The following is a 10681-nucleotide window of genomic DNA, read 5'->3' as shown; positions in this document are numbered from 1 at the left end:
AGCCTTGGTCAAAGAGATCAGGGCTCTCTTTGCTGGTGCTGGATTTAAAAATTCGAAGGGCGAGGAAGTGGAACTGAATGTCTATTCGCAGTTCTTGCCAGCTAAGCGTACTGGACAAGACACAGACCACTTTCCGTATGCGATTGTCCGCATACAAGAGGGGAATATTCCATCCTTGACGGAGGCAGAGGCATGTAATGTCTTGATCTTCTTTGGTCTGTGGGATGATTCGCTGGACTATCAGGGGTACAAAGATGTGCTAAATGCCATCACCCGCCTCAAAATACATCTGTTTGCTAAGCGGATCATAGACCGTCGCTTCAAGATCGAATATCCCTTTGATTGGGCAATTGACGAAGATGAAAAGAATCACCCGTTCTACTTTGGTGGCATGCAAACGACATGGTCATTGCCGCCAGTCCAACAGGAGGTGCATTACCTTGAATAGGAAAGCAGCAGTTGAAAAAGCGACTTCAGAAACAGAGGCGACTGCTTCGGAAGTCGAATCTACGCAAGAAACGGTATCAGGGACTGAAGAACAGCCCGAAAAAAAGCAACTGATTTACATCGGTCCAAATATTCCAGGAGGATTCTTGGCCCAACACACGATCTTTCGTAACGGTGTCCCCAAATATCTGGAGGATATCCGGAAGAGGTTCCCACAGGTAGATACGCTGATCATTCCGATTGCACATTTGTTGGAGGCGCAAGCCCAATTACAGCGCAAAGGAACGGCATTGCAGCAAGCATATCAGGCTTTAAGCAGAAAGGAGTAAGCAAATGGAAATTAATCATGGTGTATCTGGTAGTGAAGAAGCTACCTCTCTACTAACTCCAGTAGAATCTACCGCGAGCTTGCCTGTAGTATTTGGCGCTGCTCCAGTTAATCTGGCAACGGGAGCAACGTTGCCTGTGAATGTACCTGTCCTCTGCTACTCATTTCCAGAGGCAGTTAAGTCAATTGGATACTCCAATGACTTCGAAAAGTATACGCTTAGTGAATTTATGGACTCCCATTACCGGTTGTTCAATCTGTCCCCTGTGGTGTTCGTCAATGTGCTTGATCCTTCCGTTCATAAAAAAACGGTCGACCCAGCAAGCGCGTCCCTGGTACAAGGTATGGCCACAATTAAGGCAGAAGGAATCTTAAAGGGCAGCGTAGTTGTAAAATCCACTACAACGCCAGATAAAACCTATGAATTGGATAACGACTACACACTGTCATTTGATGATGACGGATACTTGATCGTGGCGGTCAAATCTGGTGGCAGTATTGGTAATGAGACTACCTTACAGGTCGGATACGATATGCTTGATCCTGCAGCCGTAGATAGTTCGGATATCATTGGTGGCGTGGATGTTAACGGGAAGCTCACTGGGCTTGAACTAATCAAGCAAGTATTCCCGCGTTTTGGCCTGGTACCGGGTCTGATTTTGGCTCCTGGCTATTCGGAAGATCCACTTGTAGCAGCGGTGATGACCGCCAAAGCAAGTAAGATCAACGGCGTATTTAATGCCATTGCACTAACGGATCTGCCAACTGATGATATTATGCAGTACGCGGATGCTCCAGCCTGGAAAAACAGCAATAACTACACAGATACTCGACAGGTTCCTTGCTGGCCAATGGTTTCTATGGGAGGGAAAAAGTATCGCTTCTCCACGCAGTTGGCAGGAGCTATTGGGGCAACCGATGCAGCGAACAACGGTATCCCGTTTGCTTCTCCTTCCAACAAGGAACTGAAAGCGAACGCTGCGGTGCTGAAAGACGGAACAGAGGTATTCCTTGGGCTGGAAGAAGCGAACTACCTAAATGCCCAAGGCATTATGACTGCCCTTAATTTTATTGGTGGTTGGAAAACTTGGGGGAATTACACGGGGGCTTTCCCGGCAGTCACGGACCCCAAAGATAGCCTGATCCCCGTTCGCCGTATGTTCGATTTTGTTATCAACTCTTTGATTTTGACCTACTGGGATAAGGTCGATGATCCAACCAACAGGCGTTTGATCGAAACCGTTACAGACAGTGCGAATATTTGGTTGAACGGGTTGACCTCTTCCGGATATCTGTTGGGTGGGCGAGTCGAGTTTCGCAGAGAGGACAACCCTGATACCGAACTGATGGCTGGGCGCATTAAATTCCGTGTGTTCTTGACGCCACCTTCTCCAGCGCAAAGTATTAGCTTTGTTCTGGAATATGACACATCTTATCTGGCTGCCCTTGCAGCGTAGGGGGAGAGTACAGTATGTCGGAACAAATTTCTGCTATTCTTAATGACTTTAACGGCTACCTGAATGGGACGGACTACCTTGGTGTGGCCGATGTTGATCTTCCTGATCTTGCGTCTATGACAGAAACAATAAGCGGTGCGGGAATTCCTGGGGAAATCGACAGTCCAATCCTTGGTCACTTCGGTTCGATGACAGTAACGATCAACTGGCGTGTATTGGAGAGAGCCAATTTCAAGCTTGCAAGACAAGAGGTTCATCATCTCGACTTCCGGGGTTCCATTCAACAGATCGACAAACGAAACGGAACGTATGATCAGGTTCCGGTAAAGGTTACGATCCGCGGCATACCCAAGAACACATCACTTGGAAGTTTGGCGAAGGGCTCAACCATGGATAACTCGAACGAGTTGGAAGTTACTTATCTCAAGGTCATGCATGACGGCGAAACGGTTGTTGAGATCGATAAATTCAACTATGTGTGCGTGATTGATGGTGTGGATTATCTCGCTAAAGTCCGTAAAAATCTTGGATCGTAGGAGGAATAAATATGCTAGCAGAAGACAAAAACAACCAGGAAGTAACAACGAATGAGGAAATCACCAGTAATATCGAACCGGATGCACCCGGCGTCTACCGATTGTCAAGACCGATTGTGTTTGAAGAGGAAAAAATTGAAAAATTGGATTTGCGCTTTGATGAATTGACAGGGAAAGACCTGATTCTTTGCGCAAAACAGGCGCGCCGGATTGATCCACAAGAGATTCATCCTGGTCGTGCGTTGACATTGTCCTATCAGATCGCAGTGGCAGCAAAGGCGGCTGGAGTGCCGACTGAACTGTTTGATAAATTGAAAGGTGACGATTTTACAATTATCACCCAAATGGCCGAGAATTTTTTATTGCGACGGGGATAGAAGGGAATATCGGGAAGGGCCTCCGTGTTATTGCGGTGGCCCTTTCTTCTTCTATGCCCCATTCAAGTCCACAGGAGTGGCTGAACGAGACATTATCGGATTTGAGAGCATGGGTTGAAGCGAATGAAGAGGTGGAGCAAAAGCGGAAGAAGTTAAGAGGTAATACCGCAACACCAAGACCACCGCGACGAAAGGGGAGAAGGTAATTGGCAAGAGAGTACAAAACCACCTTCTCTTTTGGAGGAGAACTTGATCCAACCTTTTCGACAGCCGTTAAAAAGGCGAGTGGTGGACTGGGTGACCTGGCAGGCGATGCTAAGCAAGCAGAGGGTGCTTTTAGCCATCTGACCAAGACAGTTGGCGGCTTTGGGAGTATTGTTTCCAGGGTTGCCCAATATACTGGTGCATTTGCACTGATTTCTGGTATTACTGATGCAATCGGAAATATGGCTGGATCAATCACCGGATTTCAAGATTCCATGGCACAGCTGCGAGCGTCTACCGGGGCAACCATCCAAGACATGCAGGCCTTATCTGAGTCAGCAAAGAACCTCTACAACCAGAATCTAGGTGAAGACTGGAACGATGTGGCCAACTCACTGAGTCTAGTCAAGCAGGTAACACAGCAGACCGGGGCAGAGCTCGAGGAAACCACGAAAAATGCAATGGTGTACCGGGACGTATTCGGAGAAGACATTCAGCAATCAATCAAAGCCAGTGATACCATGATGAAAAACTTTGGGATCACTAGCGACCAGGCTTATAATTTGTTGGCTCAGGGTGCTCAGAAAGGCCTGAATAAGTCCGATGAGTTGATCGACTCGGCAAACGAGTATGCACCGTATTTCAGTACGCTCGGTTTCACAGCTAACCAGATGTTTGACACTTTCAGCGCTGGACTTGCATCCGGTGCTTTTAATTTGGATAAAGTTGGGGATGCAGTCAAAGAGTTTAATATTCGGGTAAAAGACGACTCAAAGGGTACCAATGACGCGTTTGCATCGCTCGGCTTTAATGCAAATGAAATGGCGCAGACGTTTGCAAAAGGTGGTCCCGCAGCTCAAAAAGCTTTCACGAAAGTCGTGGACGCCATTTCGAAGGTGCAGGACCCCGTAAAGAAAAACGTACTGGGAGTTCAACTATTTGGTACTCAATTTGAGGACTTAGAGAAGGACGTCATTGCTGCTATGGGTAGCGCGCGTAGTCAGTTTGACATGACGAAAAGCACCATGGATGAAGTAGCAAACGTAAAGTACAGTACAGCGAGTAAAGCACTCCAGGGGATAGGTCGGCAGATCATGACAAATGTGATTATGCCTATCGGTGATTTAGCACTTCCAGGACTTCAAGCCTTCAGCGATTGGTTTAAGGATGCCATTCCTAAAGTAAAGGGGTTTTTCAGCAAAATCGGCAGTATGTGGGGGCCGTTTATTGGCGAAGCCACGAAGGAGCTCCAGGGGCTATTTGGTGGTTGGGATGAATTCTTGCCTGACATCCAGAGCATTTTCAGTTCTGTTCAAAAAACCATTGTAGAGTTAATCCCGATCATTCAGAAGGTTGGATCAGGAATCGGTCAGTATACTGGATCAATGATCAAGTCACTGATTCCAATCGTAACCTATGTGCAATCAAAACTTTGGCCAATTTTCTCAAAAGTATTCGGGTTTATCGCCAATGATGTTGTTCCGGCTGTATCAAGGGCTTTCTCGGCGATGCTCCCTACATTTGTAAGCGTTGGGAGTAAGATCGGAGCCACCATATCCGCTATATTTACCGTGATTAAGCCTGCCATTGACGGTATCGTAGGTGCTTTCAATTTTGCGTTTCCCTTTATCAAAGCGGTCGTTCTTAGTGCTATCAATAGTGTCGCAGGCATCTTCAATGGCCTCATGACGACGTTGGGCGGCGTCTTGGATTTTATCACAGGTACCTTTACGGGTGACTGGGGGCTAGCCTGGACAGGCGTAAAGGACATTTTTAGAGGTGTGTTTGATGGGCTAGCATCCTTACTAAAGGCACCGATTAACGCTGTCATCTCTCTGATCAATCAAGCGTTCCAATCGATCGGAGCACTGAGCGTAGACGTACCAGATTGGGTGCCTGGCATGGGTGGGCAGAAATTAAGCTTTAGTTTTCCGGAAATCCCGATGCTTGCAGAGGGAGCCATTGCAACGGGACCCACTTTAGCAATGATCGGTGAGGGTGCGGAAAGTGAAGCAGTTCTTCCTCTCTCCAAGCTGGAAAGTATGCTTAGCTACGGAAGCGTATCGTCATCTTCAACGGGTGGCAGTGATGGCGGAGATATCTATTTGACGTATTCCCCAACAAATGTAATCCAGGGAAATGCTTCTCCTGATACACTTCAACAGCTGCAGCAGGCTACTGAAATGAATCTTCGAAAGCTCGAGCAAATGCTGACGGAATTGAAACGAGATAAGCAAAGGAGGTCCTTTGCCAATTGAATACTTATATCACAATTCAAGGAGATACTTGGGACGGTATCTCCTTCAAGCTTTTTGGGACCGATAAACATATGCCTGACCTGATTCAAGCAAATCCGGATCACAACTCCACGGTGATTTTCTCTGCAGATATAAGACTTACGATTCCAACCATTGAAGTGGCTACTTCTTTCACACTCCCACCTTGGAAGAGGGAGAGTTAGAGCATGGAAATGACAGATGCACGTAGGGCAGAATTAGTCATGTTTTACAACGGTGTGGATATTTCTGTGGATTTAGCGATGAGTCTGATGGATTTCACCTATACGGATGCTGCTTCTGGTGAATCAGATGATATCCAAATCTCGTTGGAAGATCGAGAAAATATGTGGCAGAGTCCGGAGTGGATGCCTTTAAAGGGCGACAAAATCTCGGCAGAAATCCGAACCATCAGTTGGGACAAACCAGGGGAAGTAAAGCGGCTACCACTTGGAACTTTTGAAGTGGATTCAGTTACGTCGAACGGACCTCCTGATACGGTGAGTATCAAGGCAACAAGCCTTCCGATTGCAGGGAACGCAAAGCAAGAGAAGAGGAGCAAAGCATGGGAAAAGGTATCGTTAAAAACCATCGCTTCCGAAATTGCCAAAAGAGCTGGTTTGAAACTTAACTATCTGGCCCCTGTTAACCCTTCCTATGAGAGGCTGGATCAAACTGAGCAGGAAGACCTCTCCTTTTTGTATGCCCAAGCCAAAGAAGAAGGCATTGCACTGAAAATCGCTTCTGGCCAACTGGTGTTGTTTGACGAATTTGAGTTTGAGAAAGGCGAGCCAATCGCTACATTTACACGGGGGAAGGATAACATCATCTCCTATAAATTTGACTGGAGCGCGTCTTATGCAGCTTACGTGGCTTGTGAAGTAAGTTACACCCAAGCCAAAAAGAAAAATACGATCAAGGTCAAATACGTGCCTCCTGGAGCGCCGAAAGTTGGTCCCATATTAAAAATTAACGAACAAGCCGATAGCGAGTCAGCTGCATTGAGAAAAGCCCGGAAGAGTCTACGGGATAAGAATAAAGAGCAGTCCCAAGCATCCATGACCGTAATGGGTGATATTAGGCTGGCTACAGGTTTGACAATCACAGTAGCTGGATTTGGGACGTTCGATGGGAAGTACCTCATTGTTAGCGCTAGTCACAGACTAGGAAGTGGAGGCTATACAACGGATATCACAATGCGGCAAGTATTGGGGTGGTAATCATGAGTGCAAGTAAAAACATGCTTCGAGTGGGCCTTGTATCCTCTGTAAACAAAGCGAACTGTACAGTTCGAGTGGTATTCCCTGATCGGGATGACTCGGTATCCTATGAGCTTCCCGTAATCGTCGCCCATACCTTGAAAACAAAACATTTCAGCTTGCCAGACGTGGGGGAGAATGTCATTTGTCTGTTCCAGGGGAACGGGGCACAGGATGGCTACTGTCTTGGGGCGATCTACTCGGATGTTGACCTGCCGCCAGTGCAGGATAAGAACCTGTGCGGGGTATGGTTCGAGGACGGTAGCCACGTGTATTATGACCGCGAGAAGAAGAAGCTGCACGTTAAAGCGGTGAGTGACGTGTATATTGATGGCAATTTGCATATTACAGGTCAGATATTTACGGGTGAGTCGTCATGAGTAGTCTTGGGAACCTTGGACCCGTCGTATTTGTAGCTACACACGAAACACTACGAACGTTTCAAGATTTTACCCGGAGTAGTGCAAGCCGATATGCTGATCATGAAATTCTGGGAAAGAAGCCAAAGTCACAATGGATTGGTCCTGGACTGGATACCATATCGTTTTCTATGGCATTTGATGCGTTATATGGTCTCAACCCACGAAAAGAGCTGAACCAACTCGTGGAACTCGAACGGGCAGGAAAAGCGTTACCGCTTGCAATTGGAGGGGTTGGAATTGGTGTTTACATGTGGTCTATCACAGCGCTCGAGCAGAAATGGGATGTGATCGACAATCAGGGCTATGTCTGGAAAGCTACGGCAAATATTACCCTGAAGGAGTACGTCAAATGAGCGAATATGCAGTAGAGATATCGCCAGTACGTAGAGCGGTTAACTTCGCGCCGGCCACGTTGCTTGAGGAAGTGCAGCAAAACATCTGGACAATCGCATCCACAGTTTTGGGTACTGCACCGGGATCGCGCGGAATTGGTGTCGAGTGGGAAATGGTCGATGAACCCATCAATATTGCTCAAGCACGAATAACAGGGGTTCTCATGGCAGCGGTCAGCGAACAAGAACCTCGTGCCCAGGTCACACGGATAACATTTAACGAGCAAAGCGTTGAGGCTAGCATGTATGGCCGGCTGATTCCGATCATTCGATTTATTCTGGTAGGGGAGGAGTGATATGATGGCGGATTTATCAGGTTTGCCAGACATTGATTTTATCTCTGTTGACGCCGAAAAAATTACAAATGACATCATCTCGGTTTATGAAGGATTGGCAGACCGAACCCTTTACCCAGGAGACCCGATCAGATTGTTCCTCACTGCTCTAGCTCAGCTCATCATACAGCAGCGGGTCCTAATTAACGAGACAGGGAAGCAAAATCTCTTACGCTACGCAAACGGGGACAATTTGGATCACCTCGGAGCTGGTTCAAATGTGACTCGACTTGAGAGTGCGGCATCTCGTTCCACTCAGCAGTTTGTTCTTTCAACAGTTCTGACCACTACAGTCGTTATTCCAGCAGGAACACGGGTTGGTCCTCAAGCTGGCGGTACCGTATTTTTTGAAACAATCGATACGTTAGAAATCTCACCAGGCTCTTTGTCCGGTATGGTGGAGATAATCTGTACAACCCCAGGTGAAAGCGGGAACGGATACTTACCAGGGCAGATCAATGTGTTGATTGATCCGATTCCTTATATCCAAAACGTAAGTAATGTGACGACAAGCTCTGGTGGCACTGACAGAGAAAGCGACGATGCGTATAGAGAGCGAATCCATATTGCTCCAGAATCATTCAGCACTGCTGGACCAGAGGGGGCATATGAATACTTTGCGATGTCTGCCAGTCCATTGATCGTTGATGTTTCAGTGCGCGAAACTTCCCCAGGTGTGGTGGAAATTCGTCCTTTGTTAAAAGATGGAGGACTACCGGGGCAGGAGATACTTGATTTGGTTCTGGAGACATGTAGCGATCGAAAAGTGCGTCCTCTGACTGATAATGTACAAGCATTTGTTCCCGAACAGGTACCATACGACTTGAATGTGACTTATTGGATCGGTAAATCCAACAGTAGTATGGTAGCAACCATTCAATCTAATGTTGAACAGGCTATCAAGAATTATAAGCTTTGGCAGTGTTCTAAACAGGGAAGAGACATTGATCCATCAGAATTAACCACTCGGGTGAAGAACGCAGGTGCCAAAAGGGTGATGGTTACAGCACCGATTTACCAATCTGTCGAGCGATATCAGGTGGCCAAATTAAACACAGAAAACATCACTTATGGAGGTCTGGAAGATGATTGATATCAAAACGATATCGCTTCTCGACATATTACCTGCCAGCTTGAGGGGAGATCCGAATGTCAAAGCGAGTGCAGCTGCCTTTGACAAAGAACATCGCGAGGTATCTGCTGCGATCGCTCAATTACTTCTCTATTCGAACTTGGATAACCAACCAGAGGCAATTATTGATCTGCTGGCTTGGGAGAAGCACGTTGACTTTTATGATCAGTCACTCCCCATCGAAAAGAAACGTGAGTTAGTTAAACAAGCTGAATTAATGCATAAGTACAAGGGAACTCCATGGGCAGTCGATCAGGTTGTTTCTACGGCATTTGATGACGGATTCGTTTCGGAATGGTTCGAGTATGGTGGAGATCCTTTTCATTTCAAAGTAACGACTACTGACCGGATGACGGATGCAAAACGATACGCAGAAATCATCCGTGCGATTAAATCGGCGAAAAACACCAGAAGTCGTCTAGAGTCTATTGCGATTCGCAGGGATAACAAGATGAATCTGTACGCTGGAGGAACCGTGACGACTCTTAAAATACACACGATAAAACCGATCGGAGGCGGCATGCTTGGCGCAATTTAATGGCTCAGTATTAACCGAACTTGGTCTAGCTCTCCTGACAAAAGCGCAGACGGGAGCTACAAGGATTCAATTTACTCGGATCGGAATTGGTGATGGCTATTCCGCCGAGGATCAAAGTAAACTGACAGAACTTGTCCATGAAGTCTTATCATTGGATATTTTGGAGCTCAAAGTCATCGGAGAAGGTCAATCACAGGTAACTGCTACGATCAGTAACAAGGACCTGACGGATGGGGTATACGTAAGGGAAATCGGCCTATTCGCCACTGATCCAGATGAGGGGGAGATCTTGTACGCAGTTGCAAATGCAGGCTCACTTGCAGATTTCCTTCCACCATCAGATGGCATCAATGTCGTTGAGGAGATTTTCCATTTCATCACAGTTATTGGAACGGTCGAGAATGTAACTGCAGTGATCGATGAGAAAGCTCTTGTTACAGTCGATTCATTCAATGAGCATGTGAACGACGCATCTATTCATGTCACTTCGGAAGAAATGGACCTTGTTAACCGGCGTATTACTCGTATCGAGGCCTATTTGGATTTGGACAGCAGGGGAGTTTCCGGGGCGCAAGCACGATTTGTTGATACGTATGACGGAGAGGATGACCCAGTTTTAAAATTGGATGAGACGAAAACCTATGCCACAGCTGCTATTACGGCAAGTGACACGACTATTGTAGTTCCAGTTGCATCGACGCAGGGATTTGCGGTCGGGCAAGAGGTTACCATTTGTGATGATCAGCAGTTTGAGGAGCGTTTTATTTGGGCAGTTGGCGTGAATACGCTGAGTTTCGGTATTATGCTAAACAGTTACAAGAAAGGTGCCTATATCGCAAGGTCCACACTCGAACGGGATACGACCGCACGAAAGATGCGGATCGGGGGATGGGGAACGTCTACGGTGACGATTTCCGAGCTGTAGGAGGAGAATGTAAATATGTGGAACTATGCCACTAACGGCCATTTACGATAGGA

The 10681-nt window shown here is 46.9% G+C and carries 14 protein-coding genes; all 14 read left to right on the top strand.

The window, feature by feature from the left end; genetic code table 11:
- Positions 1-448 (top strand): hypothetical protein (locus EDM55_RS29190; RefSeq protein WP_122962056.1); only part of this gene is annotated, 448 nt, incomplete at its 5' end.
- Complete coding sequence (locus EDM55_RS29185; RefSeq protein ID WP_122962054.1) at positions 441-776, top strand: hypothetical protein; 336 nt, start codon at positions 441-443, stop codon at positions 774-776. The genes EDM55_RS29190 and EDM55_RS29185, both read left to right, overlap by 8 nt.
- Before the next feature lie 4 nt (positions 777-780).
- On the top strand, positions 781-2232 hold the full coding sequence (locus EDM55_RS29180) for a phage tail sheath family protein (protein WP_122962053.1): 1452 nt from the start codon (positions 781-783) through the stop codon (positions 2230-2232).
- Positions 2233-2246: 14 nt separating this feature from the next.
- The gene (locus EDM55_RS29175; protein WP_122962052.1) at positions 2247-2768 is read left to right on the top strand and encodes a phage major tail tube protein; all 522 of its coding nucleotides are present in this window, start codon (positions 2247-2249) and stop codon (positions 2766-2768) included.
- An 11-nt stretch (positions 2769-2779) separates the two neighbouring features.
- Positions 2780-3145 carry a phage tail assembly protein gene (locus tag EDM55_RS29170; protein ID WP_122962051.1) on the top strand — a complete coding sequence of 122 codons (366 nt, stop codon included), beginning with the start codon at positions 2780-2782 and terminating at the stop codon, positions 3143-3145.
- Between the two features lie 206 nt (positions 3146-3351).
- Positions 3352-5607 carry a phage tail tape measure protein gene (locus tag EDM55_RS29165; protein ID WP_122962050.1) on the top strand — a complete coding sequence of 752 codons (2256 nt, stop codon included), beginning with the start codon at positions 3352-3354 and terminating at the stop codon, positions 5605-5607.
- Entirely contained in the window at positions 5604-5810 is a 207-nt protein-coding gene (locus EDM55_RS29160; protein WP_122962049.1) for a tail protein X, read from the top strand. The genes EDM55_RS29165 and EDM55_RS29160 overlap by 4 nt, the downstream gene beginning before the upstream one ends.
- A gap of 3 nt (positions 5811-5813) precedes the next feature.
- The gene (locus EDM55_RS29155) at positions 5814-6845 is read left to right on the top strand and encodes a phage late control D family protein (RefSeq protein ID WP_122962048.1); all 1032 of its coding nucleotides are present in this window, start codon (positions 5814-5816) and stop codon (positions 6843-6845) included.
- Positions 6846-6847: 2 nt separating this feature from the next.
- On the top strand, positions 6848-7264 hold the full coding sequence (locus EDM55_RS29150) for a phage baseplate assembly protein V (RefSeq protein ID WP_122962047.1): 417 nt from the start codon (positions 6848-6850) through the stop codon (positions 7262-7264).
- Positions 7261-7659, top strand: coding sequence for a phage tail protein (locus tag EDM55_RS29145; protein ID WP_122962046.1), 399 nt, complete (start codon positions 7261-7263; stop codon positions 7657-7659). Before EDM55_RS29150 ends, EDM55_RS29145 begins: the two co-directional genes overlap by 4 nt.
- The gene (locus EDM55_RS29140) at positions 7656-7994 is read left to right on the top strand and encodes a lysozyme (protein ID WP_122962045.1); all 339 of its coding nucleotides are present in this window, start codon (positions 7656-7658) and stop codon (positions 7992-7994) included. The genes EDM55_RS29145 and EDM55_RS29140 overlap by 4 nt, the downstream gene beginning before the upstream one ends.
- A gap of 1 nt (position 7995) precedes the next feature.
- The gene (locus EDM55_RS29135) at positions 7996-9126 is read left to right on the top strand and encodes a baseplate assembly protein (RefSeq protein WP_259676116.1); all 1131 of its coding nucleotides are present in this window, start codon (positions 7996-7998) and stop codon (positions 9124-9126) included.
- Positions 9119-9703 carry a phage tail protein I gene (locus EDM55_RS29130; protein ID WP_170184556.1) on the top strand — a complete coding sequence of 195 codons (585 nt, stop codon included), beginning with the start codon at positions 9119-9121 and terminating at the stop codon, positions 9701-9703. Before EDM55_RS29135 ends, EDM55_RS29130 begins: the two co-directional genes overlap by 8 nt.
- Positions 9690-10628, top strand: coding sequence for a phage tail-collar fiber domain-containing protein (locus tag EDM55_RS29125; RefSeq protein WP_122962043.1), 939 nt, complete (start codon positions 9690-9692; stop codon positions 10626-10628). The genes EDM55_RS29130 and EDM55_RS29125 overlap by 14 nt, the downstream gene beginning before the upstream one ends.
- Positions 10629-10681 lie beyond the last annotated feature (53 nt).

It is taken from the genome of Brevibacillus centrosporus, assembly GCF_003710815.1.
GTDB lineage: Bacteria > Bacillota > Bacilli > Brevibacillales > Brevibacillaceae > Brevibacillus > Brevibacillus centrosporus.
The sequence above is the reverse complement of the archived record's forward strand: the minus strand, read 5'-3'. Positions and strand labels throughout refer to the sequence as shown.

Excerpts from the sequence above, each read along its gene's own strand:
- EDM55_RS29180 (WP_122962053.1), top strand. The coding sequence starts at position 781 with ATGGAAATTAATCATGGTGTATCTGGTAGTGAAGAAGCTACCTCTCTA.
- EDM55_RS29175 (WP_122962052.1), top strand. The coding sequence starts at position 2,247 with ATGTCGGAACAAATTTCTGCTATTCTTAATGACTTTAACGGCTACCTG.
- EDM55_RS29170 (WP_122962051.1), top strand. The coding sequence starts at position 2,780 with ATGCTAGCAGAAGACAAAAACAACCAGGAAGTAACAACGAATGAGGAA.
- EDM55_RS29155 (WP_122962048.1), top strand. The coding sequence starts at position 5,814 with ATGGAAATGACAGATGCACGTAGGGCAGAATTAGTCATGTTTTACAAC.
- EDM55_RS29150 (WP_122962047.1), top strand. The coding sequence starts at position 6,848 with ATGAGTGCAAGTAAAAACATGCTTCGAGTGGGCCTTGTATCCTCTGTA.
- EDM55_RS29145 (WP_122962046.1), top strand. The coding sequence starts at position 7,261 with ATGAGTAGTCTTGGGAACCTTGGACCCGTCGTATTTGTAGCTACACAC.
- EDM55_RS29140 (WP_122962045.1), top strand. The coding sequence starts at position 7,656 with ATGAGCGAATATGCAGTAGAGATATCGCCAGTACGTAGAGCGGTTAAC.
- EDM55_RS29135 (WP_259676116.1), top strand. The coding sequence starts at position 7,996 with ATGATGGCGGATTTATCAGGTTTGCCAGACATTGATTTTATCTCTGTT.
- EDM55_RS29130 (WP_170184556.1), top strand. The coding sequence starts at position 9,119 with ATGATTGATATCAAAACGATATCGCTTCTCGACATATTACCTGCCAGC.